Raw genomic sequence first — 15,908 nt, 5'->3', positions numbered from 1 at the left:
CCCCCGTTCCGCGGATGCGGCGCAGACCCTGGTACGACCCGCCGAAGGCCTCGATCCAGATGGCCGTCATCATGCTGGTCGGGGTCTGCGTCGGCATACCGGCCACCCTCCTGCTGTCGCCGCTGCTCGGGCCGCTGATCGGCTGGGACGCGGCGGCGGCGGCCTATCTGGTGTGGGCGTGGCGGGTGCTGTGGTTCCGGGACTCGCAGCAGACCGCCGAGCTGGCCGTCCGGGAGGACCCGAGCCGCCCGGTACGCGACGCGGTGCTGGTCGGAGCGGGGCTGGCCAGCCTGTTGGCGATCGGCATCCTGCTCGCCACCGACCACGAGGCCCGCGGCCTCGACCGGGAACTGCACATCGGACTCGGCATCGTCAGCGTGCTGCTCTCCTGGACGGTCGTGCACTTCGTCTTCACCGCCCGCTACGCCCGGCTCTACTACACCGGCGACGACGGCGGGGTGGACTTCCACGAGGAGGATCCGCCAAAGTACACGGACTTCGCGTACCTCTCGTTCACCATCGGAATGACCTTCCAGGTCGCCGACACCGACCTGACCACGAAGACCATGCGGGTCACGGTGCTCGGGCACGCCCTGCTGTCGTACCTGTTCGGCGCGGTCATCATCGCCGCGACCATCAACCTGCTCGCCGGGCTCGCCAAATGACCGTTCGTCCCGAAAGGAGGGAAGGCACCGGACGGGGCGCCCGTCACATCCGCGCTCACACGCGGATCCCGGGCGCCACGTCCGCCAGTGCCCCGGTGAGGTCACACGTCCGAACCGGACCCGCTCACCGGATCGCGGCGGCAGGCCCGAACCGGGCTGGCTGACGCCGCGCACCCATCTTACGATCCGGGATGGACCGTTCGGCCAGAAATCCGGGAAACTGTGTGTGAAAGCACGCTGTTTCGCTGCTCAACGGGCGATTTCGTGGTATCTGTCCTCGAGATCAATCCTGGCCAGGGTACCCACCAACCAGGCCAGTTTCTCCGATTCCCCGCCGCCGGCCAGGGTGGCCAGGTCGGCCGCCGAGCGCCCGAGTCCGAGCCGGCGGGCGGCGGCGAGAGCCCGCCGGTCGGCGACCGGCGCCGTCTCCGCCCACAGCGCCTGGACCTCGCGCAGGAACAGCTGCACCACCTCGGCGTCCACTCCCGGCAACTCGGCGAGCAACGCCCGCTCCCGGGCCGGCGCGTGTTTCGCCGCGGCCCGCAGCCGGCGCAGGTCGCCGTGGTAGCGCGCGACGAGCGCCTCGGCCAGCTCGCCCAGGGTGCCGGCCAACCGGTCGGCGTCGGCACCCCGACCGTGCTCGCGCAGCACCGCCGCCCGCGCCTCGGTGCGGGACCGCGCCATCCGGGCCGGGCTCTCCCAGCCCGCGTCCCGCAGCGCCCGGGCCGGATCGACCGCGCGCCGGACCTCGCCGGTGCGGCGCAGCAGGATCGCCAGGCAGAGCACCTGGAACAGGCTCGCCGGGTTGTTGGTGACCTGGAGGCCGTACTCCTCGGCGAAGCCCCGGCTGCGTGCCACCAGCCGGCGGACGAGCCGCTTGCGGTCCTCGACGCTCGTCGTCGCAGTCGTCGCCATGCCGGCGACTACCCACGACGGGTCGGGCCAAAGCTGGCCGGGGCCGTTTTCCCGCCACCGCCGCGACGGGCCGGCATCCCCGTCAGCCGACGGTCCGGCCGGCATCCCCGTCAGCCGACGGTCCGGCCGTGCCGGTCGCGGCTCTTCAGCCGGGTTGTCGGCATCGGCGGAGCCGGCAGCGGATCCGAGTCGTCGCCCTGCACCCGGCCGAACCGGAGGCTGCCGGCCGCCCAGTCCGCGCGGGCCTCGGCGATCTCCTCGTGCGAGCGCCCGACGAAGTTCCACCACATCACCAGCGCGGAGTCGAACGGCTCGCCGCCGAGCAGCATCAGCCGGGTCGGGCCGGTCGCCCGTACGGCCAGCTCGGGACGGCCGGCTCCGAGGTAGAGCAGCGAACCGGGGGTGAGCGTGACCCCGCCGATCTCGGCGGCCCCGGTCATCACCAGCAGGCCGTGCTCGAAGCCGGTGGTCAGCGGCAACCGGGCCGGGCCACCGTCGGGCAGCCAGAGCTGCGCCCCGAGCAGCGGCGAGTGCACCACCGCCGGCGACCGGACCCCGGCCAGCTCGCCGACGAGTACGGTCACCGAGTAGTCCGGCCCGGTCAGTACCGGAAGCTCGGCGTGGTGGGCGAAGCCGGGCGGGCCGGACCGGGCCCCGTCAGGCAGCGCCACCCACAGTTGCAGGCCGTGCAGGGTCGGCGGATGCTCCGGTGGCGAGTACTCCGCATGCGCGATGCCGTGGCCCGAGGTCATCACGTTGAGCTGACCGGGCCGGATGAGCTGGTCGTTGCCGAGGCTGTCCAGATGCCGGATCTCGCCGTGCACCAGCCAGGTCACCGTCTGCAGCCCGGTGTGCGGATGCGGCCCGATCCCCATGCCCGGCCGGTTGGCCACGTCGTCCGGACCGAAGTGGTCGACGAAGCACCAGGCGCCGATGGTGCGGAGCTGGCGCTGCGGCAACAGCCGGCGCACGGTGGTGTAACGGCCCAGCGGCACGTCGTGACCGGGCAGCAGCACATTGGTCGGCTCGGTGTCCGCGCCCGTCCCGGTGCCCGGCGGCAGAGTCTCCCCCGGCATCGGCTCGGTGATGCTCACCCGTCGAGCCTACGCGGCGGCCAGGCCGCCAGACCCGACTACCCGGCCGGTCGGCCGCTGCCCGAAAACCCGGCCGGTCGGCCGCTGCCCGAAAACCCGGCCGGTCGGCCGCTGCCCGGATACCGGACTGGCGGATATGGATCGGCCGGATCCCGGCCGGCGGTGCGGTACGCCGGTTGACCTCGACCGTGGTCGAGGTTGTTGACTGGTCCGGCGGAGGTGCCGGCGGGCTCGACGTCGCCTTCGACGGGGTGGGTGGTGCGATGGGCCGGTCGGCGTTCGACCTGCTCGACCGGGGCGGCCGGCTGGTCAGTTTCGGGCTGGCCAGCGGTAGCTGGACGCAGGTTCCGGACGAGGTCGCGAAGGAACGGGGGGCGACCGTCGTCCGGTCGCTGACCCGATCACCGGAGCAGTTGCGGGAGCTGACCCGCCGCGCGCTGGCCGAGGCGGCGGCGGGCCGGCTGCGCCCGGTGATCGGGCAGCGGTTTCCACTGGACCTGGCGGCCGACGCGCACGCGGCCATCCAGTCCCGCCGTACGCTGGGCAAGACGCTGTTGGAGGTCGGCTGACCGGCCGAACATGCCGGTCAGGCCGGCTTCCACGCGGCCAGCCGTTCGATCAGGCCGAGCCGGAGCCGGCCCCGGGCCTCGACCACGAACCCGAGCCGCAGGGCGAGATCGGCGGGGCGGCCCCGCAGCCACCGCCGCTCGACGTGGTCGAGCAGCAGCAGCCGGCCGCCGGGGCGGAGTACCCGGCGCATCTCGGTGAGTGCGGCGTTCCGGTCGCCGACCGCACAGACCGCGAGGGTGCAGACCACGGTGTCGAAGGACGCGTCGGGAAAGGGCAGGTGCTCCGCCTCGCCCTCCCGCAGCTCGACGCGCCGGCCCAGCACCTCGGACCGGGAGCGGGCCACGGCCAGCATGTTCGGGCTCAGGTCGAGGCCGACCAGGTCGACGTCCGGGCCGTACCGGGAAAGGTTGCGCCCGGTGCCGACCGCGACCTCCAGGGTCCGGCCCCGGGCCCGCGCGCAGATCCATTCCCGGCTGTCCCCGATCGTCAGCCGCTCCATCCGGTCACCCGCCCGGTCGTAGCCCGCCGCACGCCGGTCCCAGGCCTGGCGGGCGCTCTCTCGCTTGACCATAGGGGTCACTCTGCATGTTAATGTCAACATGAAGTCAAGCCCCGCCCCGGCCGAAGAGGCAGCCGAGCTGACCATCGGTGAGCTGGCCGCCCAGTTCGGGCTGGCCACCCACGTACTACGGCACTGGGAGTCGGTCGGCCTGATCAAGCCGGACCGCCGGGTCAACGGTCGACGCCGCTACACCAGGGCCCAGCTCACCCGGGTGGCGATCATCATGCGCGGCCGCGAGGTGGGCATCGGCCTCGACCAGCTCCGGATGATGCTCGGCGCGGACGACGCGGCGGCCCGCCGGGCCGTGCTCCAGCGGCACCGCGACGAGCTGGACCGCCGGATCGCCGTCGCGACCGCCTCCCGGGACCTGCTCGACCACGCCCTCGACTGCCCGGTGCAGGACTTCCTGGAGTGCCCCGACTTCCAACGGCTGGTGCAGGGCCCCGGCTGCCGGCTCGACTCCTGATCGCGCGACCGCCGGGCCGACGGCGAGCACTGCCGCCGACCCGGGAGGTCCGGCCGGGAAACGAAGGCGCCTGCCGGACGAGGTGTCTCGTCCGGCAGGCAATCCTGCGAGGTGCGGATCGGCTCTCGCCGCCCGCCCGACGGTCAGCCGACCGAGGTCAGCTCTCGGGAACGGCCCCGACGGCGGCTCGCGGTCCGCCACGCGACCGCCACCAGCACCAGCAGCACGCCGGCGATCAGCAGCATGGTGCCGAGCGCGATCTGCGGCCCGGTCTCGCTACCGGTGACCGGCAGCGGTGGCTGCCCCTGCACGATGGTGACCGTGGTGCTCGCCACCCGACCGGTGGTGAGCCCGGTGGCGGTGATGGTCACGGTGCCGGTCCGGGTGAACCGGACCCGGACCGAGAACTCCCCGGTCACGTTCGCCCGGACGGTGAGCGTGGTCGGGTTCCGGTGCACCGTCTGCGCCTGCTGCGCGATCGGCAGCATCGCGCCGACCCCGCCGGTGTCCTGCGCCGCCGTACCGGCGCCGAGCGCCAGCGGCGTACGCGCGAAGTCGAGCCGGACGAGTTCGTTACCGCCGAACCCGCTGCCGAAGACCGTGAAGGTCTGGTTCACCTCCACGGTCGGGTCGCTGACGGTCAGCGCCGGCGCCTGTGGTGGGTACGGTGGTTGTGGTAGTGGCTGGGCCTGTGCGGGCGACCCCGCGATGGCGAACGCGCCCACCGTGGCGAGCGTCGCCACCGCCGAGCCGATGATGCGGGATAGCCGCATGATGGATCCTCTCTCTATTGATCGCATGACGTTCACAACGGATCGCATGACTTGTTCTGACGTGCCGGCCTACTGGCCACACGCGGGTGCGGAACTGACACGGGTGGTCCATGGGGTCGGGCCCGGGGTGAGCCACAACTCGACCGCGCCACTGGACTTCGGCGGGGTCAGCAGACCCACCTCCAGTACGCGGGTACGTCCGGGTCCGATGTCGACGGCCAGTACCCCGACCCGGCGGCCCCGCTCCACTCCGCCACCCATCGGCTTCGGCTTGCCGTCCAGCCGGGCGCCCAGCGGCGAGCCGCGTACCGGGCTGAATACCGAGACCAGAACGCGGGCGGTGTACGGGTCGCCGGACATCGCGAGGCCGCGCACCGACTCGCTGAGCCCGGAGGAGGGTGCGGAGGAACGCAGGGTGAGCCGGAGGTGGAGTTCCCGGCTACCGTCCGCGCGGCAGTCGCCGACGGTCAGCTCGGCCGAGCGGTCCAGGTAGTAGCCGAGCTTCGCGCCGCTGCCGTCGTTGAGGAAGACGCCGACGTTGTGCACCGTCTCCCGCTCCGGCAGCACTCCGGCGAGCCGGGTGTCGACGAGTTCCCGCTGCTCGCTCTGGTGCGCGCTCCAGAACAGGATCCGGCGCTCGGCGACGGCCGTGTTGACCGCCTGCACCACCGCGCGGGGGTTCACCGACCGCTTCAGCAGGGCATCGAAGACCGCCCGGGCCGAGGCGGCGAAGTACTTGTCCTGCTGGGCCGGCTCGTCGATCCGGCGGTACGCGTCCGACAGCAGGGTTCGCACCGCCGTGGAGGCGGTGAGGGTCGGATGCCCCGGCACCGACACCGGTCCGATCGCCTTGAGCAGGTAGGAGAGCGCGACCGGGTCGGTGGCGAGTACGCCGTCGACGGTGCCGCCACCGGCCCGCCGGTACATCTGGCGGATCAGGGTGGCCGCGGTCGGAAAGTGCGGGGTGAGGTTCACGTCCGCCGGATAGATCCCGGGCAGGTCGGTGTAGAGGGCGCGCAGCTCGCGGCTCAGTGACAGCGGCGGCTGGCCGTGGTTGCTCAGGTCGGTGACCGGGCCCTGCTTGACCAACTTCACCTCGCCCTTGCTGGCCCGGATGACGGCGTAGGCGCCGAAGATCCCGCCGGTCGCCCGGGGTTCGGCGAGGTTCTGGAAGACCGCCAGGTAGGTCCGGGTTCCGTTGCCGCCGAGCAGGGCGGGCAGCAGGGCACCGCTGCGCCGGACGGCGGAGATCGCCTCGACCAGTCGGTCCAGCTCGGCACGCAACTGCGACACCGCGTCCTGGACCGTGGGCACGAGCCCGGAGGTCGGCACCGCGAGGATCCGGTCCCGGACCTCGCGTACCGCGCTGTCCGCCTCGGCGACCGCGGGCATCGCGCCGCGCATGGCGGCCAGGTCGAGCCGTCCGGAGCTGGGCAGCAACGTCTGGGGGTTCAGTTCGACCAGGGCCGGGAAGGCCCGCCGGGCGAGTTCGTCGACGCCGACCGCCAGCTCCCGGACCGCCGACATGCTCCGGCCGGCGTACGGGGCGGCGCCGCCGGCACGCCAGCCGATGTCACCGGTACGCGACCGGGCGGCCGCGGTCTGCTGTTGCAGCGCCTCCAGGGTCCGGCGCGCCTGCCCGGTCTGGCCGTCCAGCACCTGCTGGCTCAACTCCCGGGCCAGGCTGGCGGCGTTCTCCAGATGTCCACCGGCCTGCCAGCCGCGCAGTCCGAGCCAGCCGCCGCCGACGGCCAGCAGGCAGCCGATGACGAGCGCGGTGAGCAGGATCCGGCGGAGTTTCCACCGAACCACTCGACGGCTCGCCGTCCGCCGCCTCGGGGACACGTCCCCCACCGCCACCACCGCTTTCGACTAAGTCGGATGAAGTAGACACAACGCCGTTAGCGCCTATATCTCTATAGCACGGTGAACAGTTCACTGTTGGTATTTCAGGTGCCATTATGATACTTTTGTGTACCTACAGTGAGAAAAGTTCATAAACCGGTCATAGCGGCACGGCGATGACGGGCGAAGAGCCAGGTCAGCGCCGCCGTCGGCTGGCCGCCGCCTCGGCCAGCATCTGCTCCATCTGATCGACGCCGGTGCGCAGCGACATCCGGGACAGATAACTGTCCCGGGCCCGCTGCGCCATCTCCGCGCGAGCGGTACTCGGAATCACCGCAGCCAGGGCGAACCGGTCCGCCAGCGCCTGCCAGTCCTCGGGCGGACAGGAGAGTCCCGCGCGGGCCCGCTCCACCAGGTCGGCGGTGTCCCCGCCGGCGGAGGCGACCACCGGCGCCCCGGCGGAGAGCGCCGCCTGCAACTTCGCCGGCACCGCCCCGCGCAGCGCCGGAAGATCGCGCAACAGCACGAGCTGGTATTCGGCGGCGGCGTACAGGTCGGCCATCTCGGCCGGTGGACGCCAGCCGAGGAACCGGACGTTGGTCGCGCCGAGGTCCTCGGCGAGCTGCCGGGACTGCCGCTCCTCCGGCCCGGAGCCGACCAGGACGAGATCGAGGTCGACCTTGCCGTTGATCGCGGCGGCGGCCCGGACCGCCGTGTCGACGCGCTGGAACGGCCCCATCGTGCCGGCGTGCATCACGGTGGTCAGCCCGCGGTGCCCGATCGCCCGCCGGGCCGCCGGAGTGGTGCCCATCGGCCGGAACAGCCGCTCGTCGGTCCAGTTGAGCACCACCCGCACCCGCTCCGGTTCGGCGCCCCGCTCGATCACCACGTCCCGCATCGACGGCGAGATCACCGCGATCCCGGCCGCCGACCGGTAGATCGCGCGCATCGTCCGGCTGAGCAGCCCGTGGGTGAACCCGCCGGAGGCGTCCCGGCCCGACTCGCCGGGCGGCGGGGTCACCCCCTCCGGCCAGATGTCCTGGACGTGCACCACCGCCGGCACCCGACGCAGCAGCCGGAGCAGAGCCGCCGCCGCGTACGCGCCGGCCGGCGGGAAGTGGACGTAGAGCGCGTCCACCCCGGCCAGGAAGCCGGGCGCGGCCAGCGCGCTGCTCATCGCGTACGTGAGCTGCCGCGCCGCCCGCCGGGCCGCCGTACCGTCGTGGCTGGCGTACGCCGGCACCCGGCGGATGGTGACCCCGCCGTCGTCGGTCTGGTGCCGCCACCGCTGCCGGTACCCCGGATAGACGTGGCCGGTCGGATGGTTCGGGAACCCGGTGAGCACCCGCACCTCGTGACCGCGTGCGGTCAGCTCCTCGGCCAGGCAGCCCGGTATGAAGGCGGGCTCAGGCGGAAACCAGTACGAGATGACGCCGATCTTCATTTTTCATCCCCCGATCACCCCGCGACCGGGCGAGCCCGCGTCATCGCGGTACCCGGTCGAGCTCCTCCGTGTTGTCCGCGGGCGCGGCGGCCACGACGCCGTTCGGGGGGACGCGTACCGGGTCGGCGACGGGCGGCTCCTCGCCGCGCGTGGCGAGGACCGTCTCCACCGGCCCACCCTTCCGGTACGCCCGGTACTGCTCGACGTCGATCTTGTTCTCTTTCGACATGTTCAGCACGCAGCCGAGTACCCGGGCGGAGACCGAGTGCAGCGCCTGCGCGGCGGCGGCGGTCTGCGCGCTCGGGGTCTTGCCCTGCCGGGCCACCAGCAGCGCGCCGTCGGCCTGCACCGCCACCACCACGCCGTCGGTGAAGGCCAGCAGCGGCGGGGTGTCGATGATGACGATGTCGGTCAGCTCGCGCAGCGACAGCAGCAGGTCGGCCATGGCCTTCGAGCCGAGCAACTCGCTCGGGTTCGGCGGTACCGAACCGCCCGGCAGGACCAGCATTGACTTGTCGCCCCACGGTTGCAGCACGTCCTCGACCGCGACCTCGCCGATCAGCACGTCGGTCAGGCCCGCGCCCGAGCCGAGCCCGAGATAGCCGGCGACCCGGGGCCGGCGCAGGTCCGCGTCGACCAGCAGCACCTGCCAGCCCGCCTCGGCGAGCGTGATCGCCAGGTTGCAGGCGAGCGTGGACTTTCCCTCGGCCTGCACCGCACTGGTCACCGCGATGACCCGGGCCGGCTCCTGGGCGTCCACGAACCGCAGGTTGGTCCGCAGCTTCCGCATCGCCTCGGCCCGAGCCGTCTGGGCGGCGCCACCGACGATCAGCGGGCTCGACCGGGCCTGCCCGTCGTACGGGATGCTGCCGAGCAGCGGTGCCGAGGTCGCCTCCTGGAGCGTCTCGCCGTCCCGGAAGGTGGTGTCGGTCAGTCCGCGCAACACGGAGAGCGCGGCGCCGAGCACCAGCCCGAACACTCCGGCCAGGACGAGGTTGCGGACCGGGCGGGGCGACACGGGCTCGGCGTTCACCCTGGGGCCGCCGACCACCTCGATCTTGATGGGCGGTTCCTTCGCCCCGGGCGGGGTCTCGATGCTGTGCACGAGTTTCACGAAGTGCGCCGCCAGCGCCTCGGTGAGCCGCAGTGCCCTGGCCTGGTCGGTGTCGGTGACGGTCGCGGAGAGCAGGACGGTGTCCGCCTCGACCCGCGCGCTGACCCGGGAGCGCACCTCGTCAGCGGTGAGCCCGACGCGTTCCTCCGCCGCGACGGTCTGCGCCAACCGGTCGCTGCTGAGCAGGTCGACGTACGACTTGACTCGCTGCTGGAGGAAGAGGCTGCCCTGGTACGCGTCGGTCATGCCGTGCCCGGAGGAGGTGACGAAAAAGGTTACCGAGGAGGCGTACTGCGGGGTCGCCCGTACCGTGACGACCCCGGCGAGGCCCAGCGCGACCATCACGGTCGCGAGTACCACCCACCAGCGTTGGCGCAGCGCGCGCAGGTAAGTGTGCAGATCCATCAGCCCCGGCCTTCCGTCCCGGCACCAACCGGCGCCAAGACCTCTAGTGATCATAAAAAAGGCGACAGTATGAAAAGTTCGCACTTGTCGCTCGGCAGTTCCTACCGAATGTAGATGATTGAGCGCCCTCAGTAGTCGCACTCGGCCCAATAAGGCCGATAAGTACCAGCGACGCGTTCGGCCGGGCGACGTGGCCAGCACAGTGCGCCCGAGCAGGGCGGACGGGAACGGCGGCGGAGCGGAGAAGACAGAACGGCGCCGGCCAGTCGGCCGGCGCCGTCGATGATGCCCGGGACTCAACGCGACGGGGGCGGCTCCGCACCCTCGTCCGCCTCGCCCACCTGGTCCGAGTCGGCGAGTGCCTCCCGGAACTCACGCGAGAGGTCCGAGCCGGGGACGGCGGCCTCCTCGGCCTCCTCCGCGACCACGTCCCGCTTGTGCGGCCGTTCCGGCTCGGGCAGCGCCACGTCGCCGGCGAACCCGTACTCGTTCGGCTCATCGTGCCTGGTCATGCAGTGATCCTCCGTTCGGGCCATGGGTCGGCCGTACCGACCGCCGGCCATCGAAACGGCTACCCGCATCCCGGCCGTCCCACACCCGGCAGCGGTCGTCAGGTCAGTTGGTGCACGGCGTCCACCAGCAACCAGACCCCGCAGATCCCGAACAGTGCGCTGGCGCCGTACCGGATCGTCTTTTCCGGCAGGCGGCGGCCGAGGATCCGGCCGACGCCGATGGCCAGGGCGTCGGCCGCCACCATGCCGATGGTGGAGCCGAGCCAGGTACCGAACCAGCCGTGCTGGGTGGCCAGGGTGATCGTCGCCAGCATGGTCTTGTCGCCGAGTTCGGCCAGGAAGAAGGCGACCGAGACCGCGATGATCGCGGAGCGGCGGGTCCGTTCCGCCTTGCGCCGCTCCTCCTCGGTGAGCGAGTCGCCGCGCAGTGTCCAGATGCCGAAGCCGAGGAAGGCGAGCCCGGCGACCAGCGCGATCCAGCCGGTGGGCAGGGCGGCGCCGAGGCCGACACCGAGCGCGACCGAGGCCAGGTGCACGACCGAGGTCGCCACGGTGATGCCGATGATCACCGGTAGTGCCTTGAACCGGGTGGCGAAGGTCAACGCCATCAACTGCGACTTGTCGCCCAGCTCGGCTACGAAGATGACGCCGAAACTGATCGCCAAGGCGGTGTCGAAGTCCTGCATGTCACCCTTCCCGGTCGATGCCGGGCGGGGGCGTGGGCGACCTCGACCCGGCATTGCTGCCTGAGTCGAAGGTCTCGCCCGCCCCACCGGGGTGAGGCCGCGTGGCCGGGTGCGCGACACGCGCGCACCAGTATGTCGACCACGACGTTGGGAGCTACTCCCCTTCGCTGCCGACGACCCTACCCGAGCACGCCCGACAGCGACGAGGCGCCCTCGGCCGCCCCGAGGTCACCGGCCCCGCCCCGACACCGGTCAGGTGGCCTGGGCGAGGGTCACCGCGAAGAGGCCGTCGTCGTCGGTCCACCGGGCCTGTACGGTGAAGCCGCCAGCGGCCAGTTCCGCGTCGACGTCCTGCGGGCGGAACTTCGCCGAGATCTCGGTCCGCAGCTCCTCCCCCTCGGCGAAGGCAAGGTCGAGGTCGAGCACCCGGACCCGCATCGGCCGCCGGGCGCGCAGCCGCATCTCGATCCAGCGCTCGTCCGGGTCCCAGAGCGCGACGTGTGCGAACGCGTCCACCTCGAAATCCGCGCCCAGCTCGCGGTTGAGCACCCGCAACACGTTGCGGTTGAACTCGGCGGTGACCCCGGCCGCGTCGTCGTACGCCGGCACCAGCACGCCGGGGTCCTTGACCAGGTCGGTGCCGAGCAGCAGCCAGTCACCCCGCTCCAGGGCCGAGCGCAGCGCGGCCAGGAATCCGGCCCGCTCCACCGGCAGCAGGTTGCCGATGGTACCGCCGAGGAAGGCCACCAGCCGCCGGCCGCCGGTGGGCAGCCGGTCCAGATGCCGGGTGAAGTCGCCGACGATGCCGCGTACCCGCAGCCCCGGATAGGCGGCGGCGATCTCGGCGGTCGACTGTTCCAGCGCGCTGACCGAGACGTCCAGCGGCACGAAGGTGCCGAGGTTGCCCCGCGCGGTCAGCGCGTCGAGCAGCAGGTGGGTCTTCTCCGACGAACCCGAGCCCAGCTCGATCAGCGTCTTCGCCTCGGTGAGCCGGGCGATCTCCGCGGCCCGGGCCGCCAGGACGGCCCGCTCGGCCCGGGTCGGATAGTACTCGGGCAGCCGGGTGATCTCCTCGAACAGCTCGCTGCCCCGGGCGTCGTAGAACCACTTCGGCGGCAGCCACCGGGGCGTGCCGGTGAGCCCGGTCCGGACGTCGGACCGCAACGCCCGCTCCAGGTCTCGTTCCTCCAGGTATATCTCCAACGGATCAGCGGTCACCCGCACACTCCCCTCGGTCGACACCGCCGCACCGTGCGGCGGGTCCGGTTACTCGCACCGGCCTCGCTCACCCCGGACTCTGCTGCTGCTCGCGCTCCGGTCGCGCGCGTCCCCGTGGCGCGGTCGGCGGTGTGTCGCTCGGTCGGGTCGCCGCCGGCCGGGTCGGCCAGATCGGCGCGACGTCGAGCTGGCCGGCGGCGGCCACGACGAGATGGTTGTCGGGGACCGGCCGCCAGCCCGGTTCCTCGGCGAGCGGCTCGGAGCTGACCAGCACCGACCCACCGGTGGCCCGGACCGACAACGCGTGCCCACCGGCGTTCGCCACCACCAGCTTCCCGTCGGTGAGCATCAGGTTCAGCCGGGAGCCGGGAGCCGCGGCGGCCACCTCCCGGACGGTCTCCGCGACCGCCTCGGCCGGCGCGGCCCCGGCGCGCAGCCGGTGGCGCACCAGGGCCCAGACCAGGGCTGCGTCGGTCGGGGCGTCCAGGGTCATCAGGTCCCGGGTCGGCAGCCGGCCGGCCAGCGCCGCGATCGAGTCCGGCCAGCCGTGTACCGCGCCGTTCAGGCTGAACAGCCATGGTCCCTCGGCGAACGGGGCGGCGGCGGTCTCGACCACCGGCATGCCGACGGTGGCCGAGCGCACCGCCGCCAGTACCCCGCCGGCCGTGGTCGCCGCGGCCAGCACCGGCAGGGTGTCGTCGGCCCAGATCGGGGTGGCCCGCCGGTAGCGCACCGGCGGGCCGTCCAGCGGGTACCACCCGACGCCGAAGCCGTCGGCATTGACCGTGCCGCCGCCGCGCATGTCCAGGGGCGCCCACGACTGCCGCGTCAGCGAGTGCGGCGGGTCGAACAGCAGCGCGGCCAGCGGTAGTGCGGGGCCGAGATAGGCAAGGTGACGGCACATCAGCGGGCCCCGCTCCGCCGGCCGGGCGACGGGTCGGGACCGGTCACGCCGCCTCGTCCGGCCGGGCGTCCCGGGCGCACCGGAAGCCGCTGAAGATCTGCCGGCGGATCGGCAGGTCCCAGTTGCGGAACGTGCCCCGACAGGCCACCGGGTCGGTGCCGAACGAGCCGCCCCGGAGCACCCGGTAGGTGGAGCCGAAGAAGACCTCGGAGTACTCCCGGTAGGGGAAGGCGGCGAACCCGGGATAGCCGATGAACGGACTGGAGGTCCACTCCCAGACGTCCCCGATGAGCTGGTGGACGCCGAGCGGCGAGGCACCCGCCGGGTACGCCCCGACCGGTGCCGGCGCAAGGTGCCGCTGCCCGAGGTTGGCGCGCTCGGGCGTCGGGTCGTCGTCCCCCCACGGATACCGGCGCGACCGGCCGCTGTCCGGGTCCCAGCGGGCCGCCTTCTCCCACTCGGCCTCGGTCGGCAGCCGCTTGCCGGCCCAGGCGGCGTACGCCGTGGCCTCGTGGAAGCCGACGTGCACCACCGGCTCGTCCGGGACCAGCGGGGCGAACCGGCCGAACCGGGTGTAGCCCCAGTCGGTGCCGTTCCGTCGCCAGTGCATCGGAGCGGTCAGTCCGGCCGACGACCGGTGCCGCCAGCCCGCCTCGCTCCACCAGCGCGGGTCGGTGTAACCGCCGTCGGCGACGAAGGCGAGGTATTCCGCGTTGGTCACCGGCGCCGCGTCGATGACGTACGCCGGCAGTTCCACCGGGTGGCCGGGGCGCTCGTTGTCCAGCGCCCACGGGTCGGTGGAGGTGCCCATCGTGAACCGGCCGGCCGGGACCAGCACCTCACCGGCGACCGGTACGACCGCGGCCGGCGGCGCGGGTGCGGAGAGCACCGGCGGGCCGGTCCGGAGCTGGTGGGTGGCGAGCATGGTCTCGTCGTGCTGCTGCTCGTGCTGGGCGATCATGCCGAACGCGAACCCGTCGGCGACCAGCCGGCTGCCGTCGAACCGGACGCCGTCGAGCAGGTCGAAGACCTTGTCCCGGACGGTCGCCACGTAGCGTCGGGCCTCGGCCGGGCCGAGCAGCGGCAGGGCCGGCCGGTCCTTGCGGGGGTGCTTGAAGGCGTCGTAGAGGTCGTCGATGTCCTGCCGCACCGGATCGCGGCCGCCGACATCGCGGACCAGCCACAGTTCCTCCTGGTTGCCGACGTGGGCGAGGTCCCAGACCAGCGGGGACATGATCGGTGAGTGCTGCCGGACCAGGTCGTCGTCGTCGACCGCCCCGGTGAGCCGGACGCTGCGCTCCCGGGCCCGGGTCAGTTCGGTGGCGATCCGGTCGCGCAGCGATTCGGTCGGCCGGTTGTCGGGTCGGACGTCGGTCATGTCGATCCCTTCCGCGCGGCGGCGAACCGCCGCGCCACGATCCGGGTGATCTCCTCGCAGGTCGCCGGCGACAGTCCGGTGCGGTCCAGCGACCGCAGCGCGAGGTCGAGCAGGGTGTCGGCCGCTCCGGCCAGCAGCGGGTCCCGCAGCCCGCGCCGGGCCGCCTCGGCCCACCGGCCGGCGACCGGTTCGCAGGCCGCCCGGGCGGCGTCCCGGGTGCGGTCGTCGTCGAGCAGCGCCGCGAGCACGCCGACGGGCGCGATCCACTCACCGCCGGGTTGCGCGTCGAGGTAGCGGATTTCCAGGTACCCCCGGGGGCGTACCGGCGGAAACAGGGTGCTGAGGTGATAGTCCAGGTCGTCGGTGGTCGGCGGCCGGGGCAGCGCACCGGCCAGCCAGTCCCGGAAGGTGATCCCGGGCGGGACAGTCCAGTCCCCGTCGTCCCGGCGTACGCAGAGCAGCGGGGCGGCGAGCGCGTACCGGACCCAGGCATCGGCCGGGTCGGCCGAGCCCGAGGTCGGCGACCAGGCCGGACGGGTCCGGGCCGGGTCGATGAACTGCCAGGCGGCCATCCGGGCGGAGGCCCAGTCGGTGTCCCGGCCGGCGTGCCGGCGGGCGGTGGCGAAGAGCGCGAGCAGGGGTGGCCCGAAGGCGTGTGCGGCGGCCCACCGGTCGGCGAACCGGTCGACGGTGCCGGCGTCCAGGCAGACCTGGAGCCCGGCGGTGCTGTACATCATGGTCCGGCCGGCCGCGCCGAGCCGGTCGAAGGCGCAGCGCATCGCGCGGTAGCGGGGGGTGTCGACCACCGGCGTCGGTGGCCGGTACGGATCGATGCCGGTGTCGCCACGGACGAGTCCTGCGGCGCCGAGCAGATCGGTGAGGTGGGCGAGGTCCGAGGTGGCGCTCTCGTGCAGCTCGCCGAGGAGGTGACGCGGGGCGGTGGAGAGTTCCACCTGGCCGCCGGGCTCCACGCTGACCGTGCCGGAACGGGGCAACGGCTGGCCGGGACTGTCGGGATCGAGGGTGGTCGGGGCGTACGGGCCGAGTGCGGCGCGAAGCCGGGCCGGATCCACCGGTCGGCTCGGAACGGCCGCGTCGTGCACGGTCCATTCCAGTTCCACGCCGCTGAGCGTGGGTGGCCCGGTCTTGAAGCAGATCTTGGCGACATATCCCTCGGCGTCCTCCATCGCCCGCAGGATCGTGCCGCTGTCCAGGTCGGATGGCATCAGTGCAGGTCCTCCCCTCCTGGGAACCGACTCCCCTTACCCGGTTTTCCGGAGCACACGCTCCGGAACACTGTCGAGCGCCGCCCATGCATAACTTGCTCGGCATATTACTGAGTTGGTATGTTCGAGGT

Annotated in this window: 16 protein-coding genes; 3 read left to right on the top strand and 13 right to left on the bottom strand. The window is 72.7% G+C overall.

What is annotated here, in order from left to right; translation table 11 throughout:
* The first annotated feature begins 14 nt into the window (after window positions 1–14).
* A complete protein-coding gene (locus tag ACQEVC_RS29605) occupies window positions 15–665 on the top strand; it encodes a DUF1345 domain-containing protein (protein WP_432883940.1) in 651 nt (216 codons plus the stop codon).
* 249 nt (window positions 666–914) lie between these two features.
* Here ACQEVC_RS29605 and ACQEVC_RS29600 read toward each other — a convergent pair whose 3' ends face one another.
* Window positions 915–1,580 carry a hypothetical protein gene (locus ACQEVC_RS29600; protein WP_432883937.1) on the bottom strand — a complete coding sequence of 222 codons (666 nt, stop codon included), beginning with the start codon at window positions 1,578–1,580 and terminating at the stop codon, window positions 915–917.
* Between the two features lie 110 nt (window positions 1,581–1,690).
* Window positions 1,691–2,674, bottom strand: coding sequence for a pirin family protein (locus ACQEVC_RS29595; protein WP_432883934.1), 984 nt, complete (start codon window positions 2,672–2,674; stop codon window positions 1,691–1,693).
* 176 nt (window positions 2,675–2,850) lie between these two features.
* On the opposite strand from ACQEVC_RS29595, the gene ACQEVC_RS29590 reads away from it, so the two are divergent.
* Window positions 2,851–3,243 carry a zinc-binding dehydrogenase gene (locus ACQEVC_RS29590; protein WP_432883931.1) on the top strand — a complete coding sequence of 131 codons (393 nt, stop codon included), beginning with the start codon at window positions 2,851–2,853 and terminating at the stop codon, window positions 3,241–3,243.
* Window positions 3,244–3,260: 17 nt separating this feature from the next.
* Here the strand turns inward: ACQEVC_RS29590 and ACQEVC_RS29585 are convergent, their stop codons facing one another.
* A complete protein-coding gene (locus ACQEVC_RS29585) occupies window positions 3,261–3,815 on the bottom strand; it encodes a class I SAM-dependent methyltransferase (RefSeq protein WP_432883928.1) in 555 nt (184 codons plus the stop codon).
* 28 nt (window positions 3,816–3,843) lie between these two features.
* Here ACQEVC_RS29585 and ACQEVC_RS29580 point away from each other — a divergent pair, with 28 nt between their 5' ends.
* Window positions 3,844–4,272, top strand: coding sequence for a MerR family transcriptional regulator (locus tag ACQEVC_RS29580; RefSeq protein ID WP_432883925.1), 429 nt, complete (start codon window positions 3,844–3,846; stop codon window positions 4,270–4,272).
* A 143-nt stretch (window positions 4,273–4,415) separates the two neighbouring features.
* Here ACQEVC_RS29580 and ACQEVC_RS29575 read toward each other — a convergent pair whose 3' ends face one another.
* The 10 genes from ACQEVC_RS29575 to egtA form a co-directional block, all read right to left on the bottom strand.
* Window positions 4,416–5,045 carry a hypothetical protein gene (locus tag ACQEVC_RS29575; RefSeq protein ID WP_432883923.1) on the bottom strand — a complete coding sequence of 210 codons (630 nt, stop codon included), beginning with the start codon at window positions 5,043–5,045 and terminating at the stop codon, window positions 4,416–4,418.
* A 69-nt stretch (window positions 5,046–5,114) separates the two neighbouring features.
* The gene (locus tag ACQEVC_RS29570) at window positions 5,115–6,857 is read right to left on the bottom strand and encodes a DUF4012 domain-containing protein (protein ID WP_432883921.1); all 1,743 of its coding nucleotides are present in this window, start codon (window positions 6,855–6,857) and stop codon (window positions 5,115–5,117) included.
* Window positions 6,858–7,086: 229 nt separating this feature from the next.
* Window positions 7,087–8,334: a glycosyltransferase family 4 protein gene (locus ACQEVC_RS29565; protein WP_432883919.1), complete on the bottom strand. Its 1,248-nt coding sequence runs from the start codon at window positions 8,332–8,334 to the stop codon at window positions 7,087–7,089.
* Between the two features lie 40 nt (window positions 8,335–8,374).
* On the bottom strand, window positions 8,375–9,853 hold the full coding sequence (locus tag ACQEVC_RS29560; protein ID WP_432883917.1) for a polysaccharide biosynthesis tyrosine autokinase: 1,479 nt from the start codon (window positions 9,851–9,853) through the stop codon (window positions 8,375–8,377).
* A 296-nt stretch (window positions 9,854–10,149) separates the two neighbouring features.
* Window positions 10,150–10,365 (bottom strand): hypothetical protein, encoded by a 216-nt coding sequence (locus ACQEVC_RS29555; protein ID WP_432883914.1) that lies wholly within the window; start codon window positions 10,363–10,365, stop codon window positions 10,150–10,152.
* A gap of 98 nt (window positions 10,366–10,463) precedes the next feature.
* Window positions 10,464–11,051: a TMEM165/GDT1 family protein gene (locus ACQEVC_RS29550; protein WP_318394017.1), complete on the bottom strand. Its 588-nt coding sequence runs from the start codon at window positions 11,049–11,051 to the stop codon at window positions 10,464–10,466.
* Between the two features lie 252 nt (window positions 11,052–11,303).
* Window positions 11,304–12,269, bottom strand: coding sequence for an L-histidine N(alpha)-methyltransferase (gene egtD / locus ACQEVC_RS29545; protein ID WP_432883912.1), 966 nt, complete (start codon window positions 12,267–12,269; stop codon window positions 11,304–11,306).
* Window positions 12,270–12,336: 67 nt separating this feature from the next.
* A complete protein-coding gene (gene egtC, locus ACQEVC_RS29540) occupies window positions 12,337–13,173 on the bottom strand; it encodes an ergothioneine biosynthesis protein EgtC (protein ID WP_432883909.1) in 837 nt (278 codons plus the stop codon).
* A 43-nt stretch (window positions 13,174–13,216) separates the two neighbouring features.
* Window positions 13,217–14,551 carry an ergothioneine biosynthesis protein EgtB gene (egtB, locus tag ACQEVC_RS29535; RefSeq protein WP_432883906.1) on the bottom strand — a complete coding sequence of 445 codons (1,335 nt, stop codon included), beginning with the start codon at window positions 14,549–14,551 and terminating at the stop codon, window positions 13,217–13,219.
* Window positions 14,548–15,777, bottom strand: coding sequence for an ergothioneine biosynthesis glutamate--cysteine ligase EgtA (egtA, locus tag ACQEVC_RS29530; protein ID WP_432883904.1), 1,230 nt, complete (start codon window positions 15,775–15,777; stop codon window positions 14,548–14,550). The genes egtB and egtA overlap by 4 nt, the downstream gene beginning before the upstream one ends.
* Between the last annotated feature and the right edge of the window lie 131 nt (window positions 15,778–15,908).

It is taken from the genome of Plantactinospora sp. CA-294935, assembly GCF_050936445.1.
Classification (GTDB): Bacteria; Actinomycetota; Actinomycetes; order Mycobacteriales; family Micromonosporaceae; genus Plantactinospora.
This window is presented reverse-complemented; position numbering and strand designations above follow the sequence as displayed.

What these genes read in the sequence shown, in the direction of transcription:
- ACQEVC_RS29605 (WP_432883940.1), top strand. Translation starts at nt 15, where the DNA reads ATGCGGCGCAGACCCTGGTACGACCCGCCGAAGGCCTCGATCCAGATG.
- ACQEVC_RS29585 (WP_432883928.1), bottom strand. Translation starts at nt 3,815, where the DNA reads ATGGTCAAGCGAGAGAGCGCCCGCCAGGCCTGGGACCGGCGTGCGGCG.
- ACQEVC_RS29560 (WP_432883917.1), bottom strand. Translation starts at nt 9,853, where the DNA reads ATGGATCTGCACACTTACCTGCGCGCGCTGCGCCAACGCTGGTGGGTG.
- egtC (WP_432883909.1), bottom strand. Translation starts at nt 13,173, where the DNA reads ATGTGCCGTCACCTTGCCTATCTCGGCCCCGCACTACCGCTGGCCGCG.
- egtB (WP_432883906.1), bottom strand. Translation starts at nt 14,551, where the DNA reads ATGACCGACGTCCGACCCGACAACCGGCCGACCGAATCGCTGCGCGAC.
- ACQEVC_RS29575 (WP_432883923.1), bottom strand. Translation starts at nt 5,045, where the DNA reads ATGCGGCTATCCCGCATCATCGGCTCGGCGGTGGCGACGCTCGCCACG.
- ACQEVC_RS29565 (WP_432883919.1), bottom strand. Translation starts at nt 8,334, where the DNA reads ATGAAGATCGGCGTCATCTCGTACTGGTTTCCGCCTGAGCCCGCCTTC.
- ACQEVC_RS29555 (WP_432883914.1), bottom strand. Translation starts at nt 10,365, where the DNA reads ATGACCAGGCACGATGAGCCGAACGAGTACGGGTTCGCCGGCGACGTG.
- ACQEVC_RS29550 (WP_318394017.1), bottom strand. Translation starts at nt 11,051, where the DNA reads ATGCAGGACTTCGACACCGCCTTGGCGATCAGTTTCGGCGTCATCTTC.
- egtA (WP_432883904.1), bottom strand. Translation starts at nt 15,777, where the DNA reads ATGCCATCCGACCTGGACAGCGGCACGATCCTGCGGGCGATGGAGGAC.
- ACQEVC_RS29600 (WP_432883937.1), bottom strand. Translation starts at nt 1,580, where the DNA reads ATGGCGACGACTGCGACGACGAGCGTCGAGGACCGCAAGCGGCTCGTC.
- ACQEVC_RS29580 (WP_432883925.1), top strand. Translation starts at nt 3,844, where the DNA reads ATGAAGTCAAGCCCCGCCCCGGCCGAAGAGGCAGCCGAGCTGACCATC.